The organism is Thalassococcus sp. S3 (assembly GCF_004216475.1).
Lineage (GTDB): Bacteria > Pseudomonadota > Alphaproteobacteria > Rhodobacterales > Rhodobacteraceae.
In genome coordinates this window covers 3,806,192-3,823,745 of record NZ_CP022303.1, presented here as the reverse complement: position 1 = coordinate 3,823,745, position 17,554 = coordinate 3,806,192, and the positions used below count along the sequence as shown (strand labels likewise).

The window sequence follows — 17,554 nt, the reverse complement described above, 5'->3', positions numbered from 1 at the left end:
AAGGAGCTGTCTCATGCTGATCCTCCGCTGCCCCTATTGCGGCGTCGATGCCGATGAAACCGAGCTGACCCCCGGCGGTGAAGCGCATCTCAAACGCTTCGGCCCCGGCTCCTCTGACGACGACTTTCACGCCTACCTCTTTATGCGGGAAAACCCCAAAGGTGTGCATTTCGAGCGCTGGCGCCATGCCTATGGGTGCGGCAAGTGGTTCCATGCCGCCCGCTGCACGGCCACGCTCGAGGTCTTCGGCACCTATCCCGCCCAGACCACCGAACCGCCTCGGGAGATCCTCGACACCATCTCCGCCAAACGCCCCGGCTGGCGTCCGAAAGGGGCCGCTTGATGGTCCTTCTTCTCGACAAAGATACGGACATCCCCAACGTGTCCCAACGCGAAAGGTCCAGCGCATGAGCACGCGTCTCGCCAGTCACGGCCGCCTGATCGACCGCTCTCAAACGATCAAGTTCACCTTCAACGGCAAATGGCTCACGGGCCATCCCGGTGACACGCTGGCTTCCGCGCTTTTGGCGAACGATCAGATGCTCGTGGGCCGGTCCTTCAAATACCACCGCCCCCGGGGCATCGTGGCATCCGGCGCTGAAGAACCGAACGCGTTGATGAACATGGGCCGCGGAAAACGGTTCGAACCCAATCAACGGGCCACCACGACCGAGCTTTTCGATGGCCTGCGCGCCGAAAGCCAGAACCACTGGCCCAGCCTCGATTTCGATATCGGCGCTGTGAACACCGCGCTCTCCCGGTTTCTGCCTGCCGGTTTCTATTACAAGATGTTCATCCATCCGCGCCCGTTCTGGAAACATATTTACGAGCCCTTCATCCGGCAATCCGCAGGCCTCGGTCGCGCGCCCAAGGCGCGGGACGCCGACACTTACGAGCATTTCTATACCTTCACCGACATCCTGGTGATCGGCGGCGGGCTTGCCGGCCTGCTGGCGGCCAAAACGGCGGCTCTGTCGGGGGCCAAGGTTCTGCTTCTCGAACAAAGCGCCCATTGGGGCGGGCGTGCAATGGTGGACTTGCCGATTTCGGACGGGACGTTGGATAACCTGCCTGTGGACAAGTACGTGGAACAAATCGTTTCCGAGTTGGAAACGATGCCCAACGTTACTCTGCGCACCCGGTGCATGGGTGCCGGGATCTATGATCATGGTTACGCTCTGGCCTACGAACGGCTGACGGATCATGCCCCCGACACGGAAGGCTCCCGCCACCGCCTCTGGCGCATCCGCGCCGGGCAGATCATCACCGCGACAGGGGCCATCGAACGTCCGCTCTCCTTTGCCGGGAACGATGTTCCGGGGGTGATGCTCGCCTCCGCCATCCGCGATTATGTCGCCAATTACGGGGTCTCCCCCGGCCAGCGCACGGTGATCGCGACCAACAACGATGATGCTTACCTTACGGCAATATGCCTAAAAAACGCAGGTCTGGAGGTCCCCCGCATCGTCGATGCAAGGCCGCAGGGCGGTCCATTGGCCGACGCCGCGCGTGCTTTGGGCATCCGCGTCGATATGGGCGCGGCCATCGCCAAGGTGACCGGCGGCAAGCGTGTCAAAAGCGTGTATATCTGCAAACAGGACAGCGACGGCAGTGCCACGCGTGAGGTCTTTTGCGATGCCGTTGCCATGTCCGGCGGCTGGTCTCCGGTGGTGCATCTGTGGTCCCATTGCGGCGGCAAGCTGGCATGGGACGCGGATCACGCCTTCTTCAAACCGGATGTGGATAACCCGCCCATCGGTGCGGACGGCCAAGGCTTTGTCCGCACCGCAGGTGCCGCCCATGGCGCGCTTTCGCTCCAGCCGCTCCTCGACAGCGCCGTCGATGCCGCCAACGCCGCCCTCCGTGCCGCCGGGTTCACGCCGACGACAAGCGACGCGCCGAAAGGCGCCGCGCAGGAGGAGGCGCCCCTTGCCCCCGTCTGGCTCATGCCCGCCCACTCCAAGCAGGCTCTGCGTGCCAAAACCTGGCTCGACTACCAGAACGACGTCAAAGTGACCGACGTCCAGCTCGCCGCCCAGGAAGGCTTCGAAAGCGTCGAACACACCAAACGCTACACCACGCTTGGCATGGCCACCGATCAGGGCAAGCTCAGCAACATCAACGGTCTCGCCATCCTCTCCGACGCTCTGGGCCAACCCATCCCCGCCACCGGCACCACCACGTTCCGCCCGCCCTATACCCCCATCTCCATGGGCGCGATTGCGGGCGAGGCGCGCGCCGACACCTTCCAGCCCATCCGCCGCACGCCCCTGCACGACTGGCACGACACAAACGGCGCCGATTGGGAGCCTGTGGGCCATTGGCGCCGCCCCTATGCCTTTGTCCGCGATGGTGAGACCGTGGACGATGCCGTGATGCGCGAGGTCACCAACACCCGCCAGAACCTCGGTCTGCTCGATGCCTCGACCCTCGGCAAGCTGATCGTCAAGGGACCCGATGCCGGTCGCTTCCTCGACATGCTCTACACCAACATGATGAGCACGCTGAAACCCGGTCGCTGCCGCTATGGCCTGATGTGCACCGAAAACGGCTTTCTCACCGATGACGGTGTCGTCGCGCGCATCGACGCGGACACGTTCCTCTGCCACACCACCACAGGCGGCGCTGACCGCATCCATGCGCATATGGAGGAGTGGCTGCAGACCGAATGGTGGGACTGGCAAGTCTATGTCGCCAACGTCACCGAGCAATATGCGCAAATCGCCGTCGTCGGCCCGAATGCGCGCAAGGTGCTGGAGAAACTCGGTGGCATGGACGTCTCGGCCGAGGCGCTGCCTTTCATGGCCTGGGCTGATGGCACGCTCGGCGGCTTCGATGTGCGTGCCTACCGCATCTCTTTCTCCGGCGAACTCAGCTATGAAATCGCGGTGTCCTCCAGCCAGGGCCAGGCCTTCTGGGATGCGCTGATGGAGGCGGGCGCCGAATTCGGTGTCATGCCCTACGGGACCGAGGCCCTGCACATCCTGAGAGCCGAAAAGGGCTTTATCATGATCGGGGACGAGACCGACGGCACCGTGATCCCCCAGGATCTCGGCCTCGACTGGGCGATCTCGAAAAAGAAAACCGATTACCTTGGCAAACGGGCTCAGGAACGCAGCCACATGACCGATCCCGACCGCTGGAAGCTGGTGGGGCTTGAAACCACCGACGGCTCCGTCCTGCCCGACGGCGCCTATGCGGTCGCACCCGGCAAGAACGCCAATGGCCAGCGCAACATGATCGGGCGGGTCACTTCGACCTATCACTCGCCCACTCTGGGCCGGGGTATTGCCATGGGGCTCGTGCAGCACGGCCCCGACCGGATGGGTGAGGTGCTGGAGTTCCCGGGCACCGACGGCACCATTCACAAGGCGAAAGTCGTGGATCCGATCTTCTACGACAAGGATGGGGAGAAACAGAATGTCTGACGCCATCAGCGCATGCCCGGGCGCTTCGTTCGACGGCCTCGCCCTTGTCGAAGAGGCAGGCCTTCAAGGTATGATCACCCTGCGCGGCGATCTCGGCGCGGCCAAGATCGTCGCCGCCGCCACCAAGGTGACCGGTGCCGATATGCCCGGGCCCGGTGAGGCGCGGTTCTCAGGCGATCACGGCCTTTGCTGGATGTCTCCCGATGAGCTTCTGATCCTCTGTCCCTATGCAGAGGTCACCGCAATGCTCTCCCGCCTGACGGAGGCGCTGTCCGGCATTTATGCATTGGCGGTCAACGTCTCCGACGCGCGCGCGCGCTTTACGATCCGTGGTCCTCACGCCCCGGAGGTTCTGGCCAAACTCTGCCCGGTTGATCTCTCCCCCGATGCCTTTGCGCCGGGCCAGTTCCGCCGCACCCGCATGGCCCAGGTGCCCGCTGCCTTCTGGATGTCCGACACCGCGACATTCCAGATCGTCTGCTTCCGCTCCGTCGCGCAGTATGTCTTCGATTTGCTGAAGACAGCCGCTCATCCCAACTCCAAAGTCGACGCTTTTCGGGCCGAAAACTCTATCTGAGAAACTCTATCTGAGGTTGTGCCCCTCTTCCGCGTCTCCTACTCTCGCGACACGGAAGAGGGAGCCTACATGACATCCATTCGGCTCACGCTCGCCCTTGTGGCGGGCCTGTTGAGTACAGCATCCGCCGTCTCGGCGGAAACAACATATGACTGCAGCTTCACCAGCTATACCCGCGATGGCCTCGTGCCCGAACGCCTTATTCTGGCGTTGGACACCCAAACCGGTGCCGCCGCGGCTTTTGATGGTGTGATCAAGGCCGTGCATAACGCACCCATTCCCGTTAATTCAACACAGCGTAGTGCTTCATCCTGGCGGTTGGATTGGAACCTCGACAACATTCCCGGACATCTGAACAGATCCCTCACGGCAACCTACAAGGTCAATCTGAACACCGCTCGCAACACCGCGACTATAGCGGTCATCGTGCATGGCTATGACAACGAAACGCGTGGGACGGGAACCTGCAAGATCATCAAATGACGATGACACCCGCGTCTTCGGGTGTCGTCCAGCCAAGCGTCGCAGCCGCTTGGTCACCAGAACGCCTGACCTTCGCCCCAAATCTTTGCGCGCTCAGGTTGTGTGCCGGCCGACTTTCGATCTGAACGCAAAGGGATCGGCAGACGGTCCTGACCGCCTTGCGAGGTCTCGGCCACGCCAGCACGCTGGCCTGGCACGTTCTGCGTCTCGCCAACCACGCGAAGCTTGGCCCGGCACTCCCGGTGGTGGCGTGCGCGCCAGGCCCTTGCGATCGCGCATGGGGAACAATTGCGCCTTGCGGGACTTGACCTTGTGCAAGCACGACCTTCATGTGAGGCACGAATTCCAATCCTAAAGCGGGGGCCCTCCAATGGCTTTTGAACTTCCTGATCTTCCCTATGCGCACGATGCTCTGGCCGACAAAGGCATGTCGAAAGAGACGCTGGAATATCACCACGACCTGCACCACAAGGCTTATGTCGACAATGGCAACAAGCTGATCGACGGCACCGAATGGGCCGACAAGTCGATGGAAGAGATCATCAAGGGCACCTATGACGCGTCTGCCGTGGCGCAAAACGGCATCTTCAACAACATCTCCCAGCTGTGGAACCACAACCAGTTCTGGGAGATGATGGGTCCCGGCGACAGCAAGATGCCCGGTGAGCTGGAAAGCGCGCTGATCGAAGCCTTCGGGTCGGTCGACAAGTTCAAAGATGAGTTCTCGGCTGCCGGTGCCGGTCAGTTTGGTTCCGGCTGGGCCTGGCTGGTCAAGGACACCGACGGCAGCCTCAAGGTCACCAAGACCGAGAATGGTGTGAACCCGGTCTGCTTTGGCCAGACGGCCCTTCTGGGCTGCGATGTGTGGGAACATTCCTACTATATCGACTTCCGCAACAAGCGGCCCGCCTATCTGACCAACTTCCTCGACAACCTGGTGAACTGGGAAAACGTCGCCTCCCGTATGTGAGCGGCGTGACACGACGTGGATTTCTCCGGGGCCTGCTGGCGGCGACGCTGGCAGGCCTTTTTGCTGCGCTTTACGGCTTTTTGATCGAACCCGCGCTGCGGCTGCGGGTGCGGCGCTGGCGGGTGCAGCGTCCCGGCTGGCCCGCTCCGATGCGCATCGCGATCCTGAGCGATCTGCACATGGGCGCGCCTCATGTCACCCGCGACCGTCTGCGCCAGGTGGTCAAGCGCACCAACGCGCTGGGCGCCGATCTGATCGTGGTGCTGGGTGATCTGAATGCAAGCCATCCTTTCGTCACCGCGTCCATTCCCCTGTCCGACACCGTGAGCATTCTCGCCGATCTTGCCGCGCCCCAAGGGGTTTTCGCCGTGCTCGGCAATCACGACTGGTGGGAGGACAGCATGGCCCAGGCCCGTCGCAGCGGACCTGTCGAGGCCGCGCTGACCCTTCAAGCAGGCGGCATCCCGGTCTTGCAGAACGAGACGGTGGAACTTCCGGGCGGTGTCGTTCTGGCAGGCCTGGGGGATCAATGGGCCTTTAAGGAGGGCAACGGCACATATTCAGGGGTCGACGATCTGCCCGGCACGCTGGCGCAAATCCCCGACACTGCGCATGCCATCCTTCTGGCCCATGAACCCGACATCTTCACGCAGGTGCCCGCCCGGATTGCCTTGACCCTGTCCGGGCATACGCATGGCGGTCAGGTCCGGCTTTTCGGGTGGTCGCCCGTCGTGCCTTCGCGATATCGCAACCGCTTCGCCTATGGTCACGTGCATGAGGACGGGCGCGATCTCGTGGTCTCGGGCGGCATCGGGTGTTCGATCCTGCCCGTCCGTCTGGGCGTCGTGCCCGAGATCACGGTGGTCGAACTCAGCGCCTAAAGCGCAGCCCGCACGCCGTGACCCTGTGCTGATGACCTTGTCCGCTGGCCCACAGAAGGTCGCTCAGACACCGATGATCCGGCCTCCGTCCTTCAAGGGCCCCGACTTTTTCAAAAAGGCCCGGATCTCCCCAAGGCCAAGCTCAGATCAATCCGTGCACCTTTGCAAACGGATCCCAGTCGGCATCCCGATGCCATTCATACTCGGCCCAGATGGCCACCTGTTCCGCGGCCTCCATCCCGTCCAGCTTGGCGATCACCGCCAGCGCCATATCCATCCCTGCCGACACGCCGGATGCGGTGAAGAATTTGCCGTCCTCGACCCAACGCGCCTCCCGGACCCAGTCCACCTCCGGACCATGTGTCATCATCTGCTCGAACGCCGCCTTGTTCGTCGTGGCTCGGCGCCCGTCAAGCACGCCCGCCTTGGCGAGAACCGCGCTTCCGGTGCAAACGCTAAGAACATGGTCGCAGGCTGCACAGGATCGGGCGATCCGGTCCAGCATCCCCTTGTCCTTGACCAGGGCGCGTGTGCCCCTGCCGCCCGGCACCAACAGCAGGTCGAAGCTGTCCCTCTCGGCCAGCCCGACCGTCGCGACCGCCTGCGGGCCCTGCGCGCTGGCCACCGCTCCGGGCGTCTCGGCCACCAGATGCAAGCGGTAGTGATCCGGCAACAGGCCGAACATCTCCAAGGGCCCGAAAAGGTCCAGCAACTCGAAGCCCGGAAAAATCAGTGCGCCCAAGTCCTTCATTTGAAACCTCCCTGTTTGCATCGCACCCTTGCCCTTGCCGGTGGCTTGAGGCAAGGGCAGGGACGGGGGGACAATGACCGAAACCGCGAAAGGCACCGTTGCGATAATTGTCGCCTGTATGATCTGGGGATTGTCCCCGATCTTCTACAAGGCGCTTTCGCAAATCCCCGCGACCGAGGTTCTGGCCCATCGGGCGCTCTGGTCATTCGTCCTGTTCTCGCTGATCCTCGCCGCGCAGCGCCGTTTGGGCCAGATCCCCGCCGCGTTTTCCGGTCCGCGTCAATCGGGCCTGATCTGTCTGGCCGCCCTGATGATCTCCGCCAATTGGTTTCTCTTCATCCTCGCCGTTCAGATCGACCGGACGACCGAGACGAGTTTGGGCTATTACATCTTCCCTCTCATTGCGGTCCTTTTAGGCCGCTTCGTTCTGGGGGAGCGGCTGAGCCCCCGCCAATGGGTCGCGATCGCCCTTGCCGCCGCCGGCGTCGGGCTGATGACGCTGGCCCTGGGGGCGGCGCCCTGGATCTCTCTCGTTCTGGCCGTCACGTTCGGCATCTATGGCCTGATCAAAAAACGCCTGCCGCTTGGGCCGGTCGTCTCGGTCACCTGCGAGATATTGCTGTTCCTGCCCGTGGCGATCTGGCTGCTGGTCAGCGGGCCCAATCACTTCTGGGCGTCGGCCGATGTGACCTTGTTGCTGATCCTGTCGGGTCCGCTCACCGCCTTGCCGCTGATCTTTTTCACCTACGGCGCGCGCCGGGTTGCGCTCTCAACGGCGGGCTTGCTTCAATATCTCAACCCGACCTTGCAATTCGTCTGTGCCGTGATGCTCTTTTCCGAACCCTTCGGCGGCCTGCATCTCGCCGCCTTCACCCTGATCTGGAGTGCGCTGGCGCTCTATGCGATGTCGGGCAGGGCGCGGCGCAAGGCCGACATCGCCGCCTCTGGCGAGGAGACCGGGGTCAAAAAACCCGCAAGCGACGCATCGGCGAACCCTTCGGCGATGACGTGATCCACAAGGTCCAGCAGCTTGTCCCAATATCCCGCTGTGTTCAGAACCAGGATCGGTTTCTGATGCAAACCCAATTGGCGCCAGGTCACAACCTCGAACAACTCGTCCAGTGATCCCGCCCCGCCCGGCAGAACCAGAATGGCGTCGGCATTCATGAACATGACCTTCTTGCGCTCGTGCATGGTCTCGGTGACGACGTAACGGGTCAGATCCGTCTTGCCGACCTCCATGTTCACCAGGTGGGCCGGAATGACACCAAAGGTCTCGCCTCCTGCCGCCTGCGCCGCGCGGGCGACAATGCCCATCAGACCGACATCTCCCGCCCCGTAAACCAGACGCCAGCCGGCTTGCGCAATCGCACGGCCCATCGTCTCTGCATCGTCCGAATAGGCCGGGATTGCCCCGGTCCGCGATCCGCAATAGACACACACGGATTTGATCGACATTCGCGATCCTTTCACTGCACTGTCCCGACGGGCGCTTGTGACCCGTTTTGACCACCGATAGCGTGGCTGATAGGATCGCTCAACCGCCGCTGAGTGAGGCGCGCGGGCAGGGGATGAAAAAAGCGTATGGCAGGACAGTCTGGCCTCTTTGGTCTGGGCCCTCTGGCGACGGTCGCGGCAGGTGCCGTGGCCGCTGCAATCGTCGGCGCGGGCGTCTATGTGGCAGGCCCTTGGGGCGAGACCGAGGATCAGGCGCAGCCCGCAGCGATGAGCGCGCCATCCGAAGCGCCCGAACCCGCACCGGCGCCCGCGACGGACACTCCGGCCCGGCCCGCGCCTGCCCCTGCTGCTCCGCCGACCGAAGAGACGACAGCCGCGGCGCCCCCTCCGGCTGAGCCCGCCGCGCCTGCAACCGACACCGAAACGGCCATTCCTGAGCCGGAGGCTTCGGAACCCGCAGCGTCCCGGGAAACGGTGCAGGCCGATCCGGCCCCACCCGAAAGCGCAGACACCGCTCCGCCACAGGAGCAGGCGCAGGATGCGCTCGCCGCGCCCAGTTTCGACGTGGTCCGCGCCGATCCCGATGGCACCACATTGGTGGCCGGGCAGTCCGCGCCGGGCAGCACCGTGTCGATCCTGCTCGACAATCAGAAACAGGAAGAACTCACAGCCGATGCAAACGGCACGTTCGTCGCCTTTCTGTCTCTTCCCGTCAGCTCCACGCCGCGTGTCCTGACCCTGCGGGCCGCGCTCGACGGTCAGACCGCCCTGTCCGAGGCCGACATCATCCTCGCGCCCAGCCGCGTGGCCGAGGCCGCTCCACCAACCGGGGAGGAGGTCGCCTCCACCACCGCCCCCGAAGCCGCGACCGAGCCTGCGGTGCCGTCTTCTCCGGTCGCCTCTTCTTCAGAGCCGACACCGCCTGCCAGCCGTGATCAGATCGCGCAGTCCGAACCTGCCCAGGGTGCCGACACGCCTGCAGAGCGGGAACCGGCTCCTCCGCCGCCCGCGCCGCACTCCGAGGATGTAGCGATTGCCGAGCCTGCCCCGGCCACGCCCGCGCCGTCCGCGTCCCAACCAACCGAACCGCCCGCATCCGAACCTGCCGCGCCCGAGACCGCGCCCGTTGCCGTCCTGCGCTCTGACGCCGACGGGGTCGAACTGGTGCAGCCAGCGGCGCCGTCGTCCTCCGCGCCGCGCGACAGGATCGCCCTTGATACGATCAGCTATTCCGCAGATGGCGAGGTGCTCCTGAGCGGTCGCGCGCGTGGGCAAAGCGTGATCCGCGTCTATCTCGACAATGCCCCCGTGGCGGATCTCAATTCATCGGGCGAGGGGCGCTGGCGTGGGCAGATCGACGGGATCGAGCCCGGTATCTACACGCTGCGCCTTGATGAAATCGACAGCTCCGGCGCGGTTATCAGCCGGTTGGAAACGCCGTTCAAACGTGAAGCCCCTGCCGTGCTTGCGGGGCTTGAGCAGGACGCGCCGCCCGCCACGCAACCGATCCGATCGGTCACCGTCCAGACCGGCGATACGCTCTGGGCGATCTCTCGCGACCGCTATGGGGACGGGCTGCTTTACGTGCGTGTTTTTGAGGCCAACCGAAGCGCGATCCGCGATCCCGATCTGATCTATCCGGGCCAGATCTTCTCCATCCCGGACTAGCAGTCGGTCTTCGACGCGCTATGCTCCGCGTCTGACCGCGTAGTGAAAGATCATCCCATGACAGATATCAGTGCCGTTGCCGAACGCCGCTCGGGCTGGCGGACGATCCGCAAGGTCGCCCCCTATCTCTGGCCCGAGGGCAAGCTTTGGGTGAAGCGCCGCGTTGTCTTTGCGATGATCATGCTGGTGCTCGCCAAACTGATCGCCGTGACCACCCCTCTCTTCTACAAGGGCGCCGTGGACGCGCTGGCCGAAGAGGGTGTTCCGATGCTGGCGCTCGGGGCCGTGGGGCTTACCGTCGCTTACGGCATGGCGCGGCTGCTGAACGTGGGCTTCCAGCAGCTTCGCGATGCCCTCTTCGCCGCGGTGGGTCAACGTGCGCTGCGGGCCCTCGCGCTCGAAACATTCACGCATATTCACCGCCTGTCGATGCGATATCACATCACGCGCAAGACCGGCGGCCTCTCCCGTGTGATCGAGCGCGGGGTGAAGGGCGTCGATTTCCTTCTGCGCTTTCTGCTTTTCAGCATCGGCCCGCTGGCCCTGGAACTGCTGCTCGTCGCGATCATCCTGACGGTGATGTTTGACGCCTGGTATCTGGTCATCGTCGGCGGCACCATCGCGCTTTATGTCTGGTTCACCTTCGCGGTCACCGAATGGCGGGTGAAGCTGCGCCGCGAGATGAACAACCAGGACACCGATGCCAATCAAAAGGCCATCGACAGCCTGCTCAATTTCGAGACCGTGAAGTATTTCGGCGCCGAAAGCCGGGAAGCGGCGCGGTATGACAGCGCCATGCAGGGTTATGAGGCGGCGGCGCTCAAGACCTCATACTCCCTTGCCTTTCTGAACTTCGGCCAGTCGCTGCTGATCACCGGCGGTTTGATCGGGATTATGGTGCTGGCTGCCGTTGGGGTTCAGAACGGCGCGCTGACCGTCGGCGATTTCGTGATGGTCAACGCCTACATGATCCAGATCACCGTGCCTCTGAACTTCCTTGGCACCGTCTATCGCGAGATCCGCCAGGCCCTTGTCGATATGGGCGAGATGTTTGATCTGCTGGAACAGCCGCAGGAGGTGTCCGACAAGCCTGGCGCGCCGCCCCTGAAGATCACGGGCGGGCGGATCGAGCTTGATCACGTGCATTTCGGGTATGATCCCGAACGTGAGATCCTCAAGGATGTCGATCTTTGCGTCGAGCCGGGGCAGATGGTCGCCATTGTCGGGGCGACGGGATCGGGGAAATCCACGATCGGCCGGCTTCTTTTCCGGTTCTACGATGTTACGTCGGGCGCGTTGCGCATCGACGGGCAGGATATTCGCGACGTCACCCAGCAAAGCCTGCATGCCGCCATCGGGGTGGTTCCGCAGGATACGGTGCTTTTCAACGACACCATCCGGTACAACATCGCCTATGGCCGGGCCGACGCGTCCGAGGCCGAGATCGTCGCGGCGGCCCGCGCGGCCCAGATCCACGACTTCATCGTCAGCCTGCCGGATGGCTATGACACCGCCGTTGGCGAACGCGGGCTCAAGCTGTCGGGCGGTGAGAAGCAGCGCGTGGGGATCGCGCGCACGCTGTTGAAGGATCCCCCGATCCTTTTGCTGGATGAGGCAACAAGCGCCCTCGACAGCGGGACCGAGCAGGACATCAAGACCGCCCTGCGGCGGGCGGGCGAGGGGCGGACGGTTCTGACCATCGCCCACCGGCTGAGCACCATTGCCGAAGCGGATCAGATCATCGTGCTGGATCAGGGTCAGATCGTCGAGCAGGGACCTCATGATGCGCTTCTGGCGCGAAACGGACGCTATGCGCAGCTTTGGCATCGCCAGCAATCGGACGGAGAGGTGGCGGCGTAAGCGCGCAAACGGCAAATTCCGCGCCTGTTGAACCGTCGGATTTTCCGTATTTTTATCGAGAAGAAGACCCCAGCGTATCGTCGGGAGTGGGCCGGTGCGTGCCGCATTCAGCGGGCGTTAAGGTTAATACCGATTAGGGTTAACGCAAAGTGTCAGGGGTGCGGTTTGTCTTGCCGCCGCGAGAAGAGCTGCGAGGGAAGAACGTTTGTCAATATGGGATCAAGGGCACGCGCCGGGCGGACGCGCTTGCGGTTCAAGGTTGTATGCTTTGGCATGATGTCCCGCGCCTGCGGGCGCCAAGAGCGGGGTCAAGGGGCGCTCAATCCCCTTGACCCGGTCGCTATTCGGCGGCCTTCAATGGGGCGTCGCTGGGGGGCTGGATCGGTTGGATAACCTCGTCCCCGTCGTCCCACAGGATCTCCGGCGCTTTGACCCGGCGGGCTGCGCGTTGCAGCGCCCAATCCTGCGCGGCCCGGCTGGACCGACCGCGTGTGATCTTGGCCAGAAGGCGGAAGGTCCAGGCCACGTATGTGGTGAACCAAACTCTCAGCGCCAGCATCGAGGGCGTGACGACGAGCGTCAGAATGGTCGCAACACCCAGCCCGAAGACAACCGCCGTGGCCAACTGCTTCCACCACAGGGCGGTGGGGGAATCGAGGCTGTATCCCCCCGAGATAAAGTCGAGCGACAGGCCGAACATCATCGGCGCCAGTCCCGCCATGGTGGTGATGGTGGTCAACAGAACCGGGCGGATCCGGGCCTCGGCCGTTCTGACGATCGCCTCGATCCTCGGCATGTACCGACTGTATTCCTGATAGGTGTCGATCAGCACGATGTTGTTGTTCACCACGATCCCGGCCAGCGCGACGATCCCTGTCCCCGTCATGATGATCGAGAAGGGCTGATCCATCACCATCATCCCGATCAGCACGCCCGTCGTCGACATCACCACCGCCAGCAACACCAGAAACGCGTTGTAGAACGAGTTGAACTGCGCCAGCAGGATGATGAACATCAGACCAAGCGCGCCGCCGAAGGCATAAACCAGGAAGGCCTGGCTTTCCGCCTGTTCCTCCTGATCGCCGGTCCATTCCCATTCGACGGCGGCGGGCAGGGGATCCGTGGCCAGCCACTCGCCGATCACCGCAATCCGCTCGTTCGGGTTCACCGGAATGATCCGGGCGCCGTCTTCGCGGATCGCGCTTTGCAGCGCATCCACGCTCTCGGCCTCTTGCAGCGATTGCACCGCGTAGCGGGCTCCGTTCGCGGCGGTGACCACGGCACGGTCCGTCTCCGCGCCCTCGGGAAGGTCCCGCACCATGGCCAGGCGTGTCTCGCCACCGGGGCCGGACAGCGCCACTTTGCTCAAACCGGCGGCCACATCCGCCTTCACGTCGTAATAGCGCTTCTGGTCCACACGGTCGATCTGAGCCAACTTGGCCACCGGCTCGCGCGTGATGAAGTTGGACAGCGGCACGAGGCCGTCCTCGGTACGGACCTTCAGGTTGTCGAGCGTGCTCAGGACCCTGTCGGCATCCGGAAGGCGCACGCGGATCTCGATCTCCTCGTCACTGGTGTCCACCCGCATCGTATCCAGCAGGATGCCCCGTGTGACCAGCTGCACCATGGCGCCCACCGTGGCCACATCCGCGCCGTAGCGACCGGCCTTTTCCACATCGACGTTGATCTTCCAATCGATGCCGGGCAGGGGCAGGCTGTCCTCGATCTGGATCAGTCCCGGCGTGGTCTCGAACTCGGCGCGGGCGATGCGCGCAGCCTCCGCCAGGACCTCTCGGTCATCGCCCTTGATGCGCAGGTGCACGGGTTTGCCGGAGGCCGGACCCTGTTCAAGGGCAAGGATCTCCGCCTCAAAGCCGGGCTTCTGGGACAGTTCCGCGTTCAGCTCATCGATCACGGTATCCCCGTCGAACGCATAGGCGGTCACCTGACGCTCGAACATGTCGAAGAACCAGGTTTCGGTTTCGGTTGGACGATCCTCCCACGGGATGATCTCGAACTGGACCTGGCCGACGGTATCAGGCGGGATCGATGCGCCGCTCATATCGGTGTTCAGCCCGCCATCACCGGCAAAGGAGAACACGTTGATCACGGCGGGATGCGCCCGGACGATGTCCTCGACCTGACGCACCATCGCGTCGCTCTCCGTCAACGAGACATTCCCGCGTGCCCTGACATAGACAGTGCCTTGCTCGGGTTCGGATTCCACGAAGAATTCCACGCCATTGTTGTTGGCGGGAAACAGAACCAATGCGACAAACAAAACGCCCGCAGCCACGGTTCCGATGGCAACCAGCGGCATGATCGGATTGCCCGCGATGGCTTTGACGAAGATGCCAAAGGCCGTCCGGCGGTGGCCCGCCCGGATCCGTTTGCGCCGCCTTTCGATCCGGGACGCGCCCATGGCGATGGACGCGGTCAGCGCGCCGATCAGAAAGACCAGAATGCCGACCCCCTCCGCCACCCAGAGCGGTATGCCCTCCGGCAGCAGATAGGTGGGGTTGAGCATCTGCATCGCGCCCAGAAACATCGTGTAGATCGTCAGCGGCACCAGGGCGGCGCGGACGATCCAGGGCAGTCCTGCGCGCAGCGCATCGGATCCCCGGCCCAGAAGGCGGCTGATCCGACCCGTCACACCGCCCATGACCGGCAGATAGATCAGTGCCACCACCAGCGAGGCCGACAGCACGAAAATCAGCGTCACCGGCAACATGCCCATGAACTCTCCCGGCACGCCAGGCCAGAAAAGCATCGGCAGGAACGCGCAAAGCGTGGTCGCCGTCGATGACACGATGGGCCAGAACATGCGCTTGGACGCCTCGACATAGGCGTGCATCGGACCGGTGCCCTCCTTGATGCGCTTGTCGGCATATTCGACAACCACGATAGCCCCGTCGACCAGCATGCCCACCGCAAGGATCAGCCCGAACATGACGATGTTCGAAATCGAAACGCCCATGACCGCCAGAAACGCGAAGGTCAGCAGGAACGAGGTCGGGATCGCAAAGCCCACCAGAAGCGCGGCCCGGCTGCCCAATGCCGCCAGGATCACGATCATGACCAGCGCCACGGCGGTCAGGACCGAGCTTTGCAACTGGTTGACCATTGAGTTCACCACCCGGCTCTGGTCGTTCGAGGTGCCGACGGTCACCGCGGCCTGAAGCTCTTCCGGCCAGGTGACCTTGGCCGCCTGCACGCGCTCTTTGACCAGATCCGCCGTGTCGATCAGGTTAAAGCCCTTGCGTTTGACGATCTGCAACGCGATCGTGTTTTCGCCATCGAACCGCGCCGTGCCCTCTCGATCCTCGAAGGTAAAGTTGATCTGCGCCAGGTCCCCCATGGTGACGACCCGGTCACCATTCGTTTTCACCGGCAGGGAATAGACATCTCGGGGATCGTCGAACGAGGACGGGATCTTGACCGAAAACGTGCCCTGTGGCGTCTCGACCTCACCGGCCGCGACCAGCAGGTTGTTGTTCTGCACCACGTTGATCAATTCATCGGCGGTCACGTTGTAGGCTTCCAGCCTCAACGGGTCGATGATCACCTCCAGCATTTCATCCCGGTTGCCCGCGATACCCGCTTCCAGCACCGCATCCAGGCTTTCCAGATCGTCCTGCAGATCCTTGGCAATCCGCGCCATCGTCCGCTCCGGCACGGCGCCGGTCAGGTTCACGATGACGATGGGGAATTCCGAAAAGTTGATCTCGTTGATCGAATACTGCTCCGCGCCTTCGGGAAAATCGCCTTGCGCGGCATTCATCGCGTCCCGCACATCGGCCATGATGGCGGTCTTGTCCCAGCCGAACTCGAATTCCAGCACGACGCCTGCATAGCCTTCGGCGGCGGTGCTCGACATCTCCTTCAGGCCGTCCAGATCGGCCAGTTCTGTTTCCATCGGCTTGACCAACAGGCTTTCGCTGTCTTCGGCCGAGATGCCCGGGAACTGGACCGACACGAAAAGCGCTGGAATTTCGATGTCCGGCTCGCCTTCCTTGGGCAGTCCGACATATGAATATCCGCCCGCAAGCAGGGACAGCGCGATGAAGGCCATCACCATCCGTGCGCGGGATGCGGCCCAGTCGACGATGCCAGTCATTCGGTGGTCTCCCTATAGGTGGCCTCGACCAAAACCCCTTCGACGACGAAATCCTGCCCCACCACGATCACGTCCGCCTCGTCCGGCAGGCCGCTGACCCACACGCCATCGACGGTATCGCGCAAAAGCTCGACATTCACGAAACGGACAAGCGAGTTATCGCCGACCACACGCAGGCCCAGCTCGCCTTCGCCGTTCAGTGTCAGCGCGGATTGCGGCAGGAAATGCGCCATCGCGCCATCCGCCGAGATGAAGATATCCGCGGTCTGACCGTCCCGAATGCTCAGATCCTCGTTCTGGACCGCGATTTCCACCTGAAAGGTTCTTGTTGTCGGATCGGCGGCCCGGCTCAGGAACGTCACCCGGCCCTGCACCTCCCGCCCCGTGACCAGCCTCGCGCCCGCCGGTGCACCGATCTCGACGCGGCCCACCTCGGTTTCCGGGACATATCCAACCAGCTTGATCGGGTTCAGCTGGATCACCGTCGCGCACAGACCGCCGGCCTGCATCAGGCTGCCCAGTTCCGCCGTGTCCGATTCAAGAAGCCCGGCGAAGGGGGCCTTGATGGTCAGACGGTCGATCTCCTTTTCCGCTGCCGCGACTGCGGCCTGCGCCGATTGGATGCCTGATCGCGCCGCTTCAAGGCCGGATCGCGCAGATTCCACCCCGGCCTCGGCAGCCCGCACCGCTGCCTGTGTCGCCGCCACTCGGGTTTCCGACGCAAAACCGTCCGCAGACAGCTTGACCGCCGCATTGTCGTTGATCCTTGCCTCGATCAGCCGCGCCATCGCCTCCTGCAGCTGCGCCTGCGATTCCGGCACCCGTGTTTCCGCCTCTGCCAGACGCGCCGTGGCCTCCGCCAGGGAGGCGTCGCGTGTGCCCGGATCCAGGCGGCACAAAAGCTCACCCGCTTCGACGAAGCGGCCTTTTCTCAGGGGCTCGGAGCTGACAATCGCCGTCGTTTCCGACCGTACCTCGACCTGACGGTCGGCCTGGGTCTGCCCCCTCAGCACCACGGCGCTGTCGATTTCCTGCGCCACCGACCGCACCGCAACGACCCCGATGGGATTGGCGCGCGCCGCCGCGACGACCTGGCCCTCGGGCGGTTCGTCGCCTGCGGTTTCCTGTGCCTCCGCCGCATTGTCGCCCAGGGCGAATGCGATCAGGGCCTCGCGTTCAAAGACCGCAATATACAGAACAGCCGTCACCAAAATCGCTGTCAATGCCGGGATCAATCGCATTTTTACTCGCCTTCTTCAGAACGTCTGGCACCCGCTACATGGCGTCAGTGTACTTTGCATGTGTGCGATTACATAATAGATGTCTACGCTAAACTAACCAGTTCAGATTAAATATTTTGG

The 17,554-nt window shown here is 63.3% G+C and carries 13 protein-coding genes; 9 read left to right on the top strand and 4 right to left on the bottom strand.

What is annotated here, in order from left to right; all coding sequences use genetic code 11:
- Positions 1–13: 13 nt before the first annotated feature.
- From CFI11_RS18800 to CFI11_RS18775, 6 genes are all read left to right on the top strand, one after another.
- Positions 14–343, top strand: coding sequence for a sarcosine oxidase subunit delta (locus tag CFI11_RS18800; protein WP_130408715.1), 330 nt, complete (start codon positions 14–16; stop codon positions 341–343).
- A 64-nt stretch (positions 344–407) separates the two neighbouring features.
- A complete protein-coding gene (locus tag CFI11_RS18795; RefSeq protein ID WP_130408713.1) occupies positions 408–3,428 on the top strand; it encodes a sarcosine oxidase subunit alpha family protein in 3,021 nt (1,006 codons plus the stop codon).
- Positions 3,421–4,005 (top strand): sarcosine oxidase subunit gamma, encoded by a 585-nt coding sequence (locus CFI11_RS18790; protein WP_130408711.1) that lies wholly within the window; start codon positions 3,421–3,423, stop codon positions 4,003–4,005. Before CFI11_RS18795 ends, CFI11_RS18790 begins: the two co-directional genes overlap by 8 nt.
- A gap of 69 nt (positions 4,006–4,074) precedes the next feature.
- Positions 4,075–4,488 carry a hypothetical protein gene (locus tag CFI11_RS18785; RefSeq protein WP_130408709.1) on the top strand — a complete coding sequence of 138 codons (414 nt, stop codon included), beginning with the start codon at positions 4,075–4,077 and terminating at the stop codon, positions 4,486–4,488.
- 370 nt (positions 4,489–4,858) lie between these two features.
- Positions 4,859–5,458 (top strand): superoxide dismutase, encoded by a 600-nt coding sequence (locus tag CFI11_RS18780; RefSeq protein WP_130408707.1) that lies wholly within the window; start codon positions 4,859–4,861, stop codon positions 5,456–5,458.
- A 5-nt stretch (positions 5,459–5,463) separates the two neighbouring features.
- The gene (locus CFI11_RS18775) at positions 5,464–6,339 is read left to right on the top strand and encodes a metallophosphoesterase (RefSeq protein WP_217358717.1); all 876 of its coding nucleotides are present in this window, start codon (positions 5,464–5,466) and stop codon (positions 6,337–6,339) included.
- A 142-nt stretch (positions 6,340–6,481) separates the two neighbouring features.
- On the opposite strand, the gene CFI11_RS18770 is transcribed toward CFI11_RS18775, so the two are convergent.
- Complete coding sequence (locus tag CFI11_RS18770; protein WP_130408703.1) at positions 6,482–7,090, bottom strand: DJ-1/PfpI family protein; 609 nt, start codon at positions 7,088–7,090, stop codon at positions 6,482–6,484.
- 73 nt (positions 7,091–7,163) lie between these two features.
- On the opposite strand from CFI11_RS18770, the gene rarD reads away from it, so the two are divergent.
- Positions 7,164–8,102: an EamA family transporter RarD gene (gene rarD / locus CFI11_RS18765; RefSeq protein WP_130408701.1), complete on the top strand. Its 939-nt coding sequence runs from the start codon at positions 7,164–7,166 to the stop codon at positions 8,100–8,102.
- Here rarD and CFI11_RS18760 read toward each other — a convergent pair.
- Positions 7,988–8,548: a TIGR00730 family Rossman fold protein gene (locus CFI11_RS18760; RefSeq protein WP_130408699.1), complete on the bottom strand. Its 561-nt coding sequence runs from the start codon at positions 8,546–8,548 to the stop codon at positions 7,988–7,990. The genes rarD and CFI11_RS18760 overlap by 115 nt on opposite strands.
- 126 nt (positions 8,549–8,674) lie before the next feature.
- Here CFI11_RS18760 and CFI11_RS18755 point away from each other — a divergent pair, with 126 nt between their 5' ends.
- Both CFI11_RS18755 and CFI11_RS18750 read left to right on the top strand, forming a co-directional pair.
- Positions 8,675–10,216: a LysM peptidoglycan-binding domain-containing protein gene (locus tag CFI11_RS18755; RefSeq protein ID WP_254448956.1), complete on the top strand. Its 1,542-nt coding sequence runs from the start codon at positions 8,675–8,677 to the stop codon at positions 10,214–10,216.
- A gap of 57 nt (positions 10,217–10,273) precedes the next feature.
- Entirely contained in the window at positions 10,274–12,076 is a 1,803-nt protein-coding gene (locus tag CFI11_RS18750; RefSeq protein ID WP_130408697.1) for an ABC transporter ATP-binding protein/permease, read from the top strand.
- A gap of 340 nt (positions 12,077–12,416) precedes the next feature.
- Here CFI11_RS18750 and CFI11_RS18745 read toward each other — a convergent pair whose 3' ends face one another.
- Positions 12,417–16,193, bottom strand: coding sequence for an efflux RND transporter permease subunit (locus tag CFI11_RS18745; RefSeq protein ID WP_130408695.1), 3,777 nt, complete (start codon positions 16,191–16,193; stop codon positions 12,417–12,419).
- Positions 16,190–17,434 carry an efflux RND transporter periplasmic adaptor subunit gene (locus CFI11_RS18740; protein WP_130408693.1) on the bottom strand — a complete coding sequence of 415 codons (1,245 nt, stop codon included), beginning with the start codon at positions 17,432–17,434 and terminating at the stop codon, positions 16,190–16,192. Before CFI11_RS18740 ends, CFI11_RS18745 begins: the two co-directional genes overlap by 4 nt.
- Between the last annotated feature and the right edge of the window lie 120 nt (positions 17,435–17,554).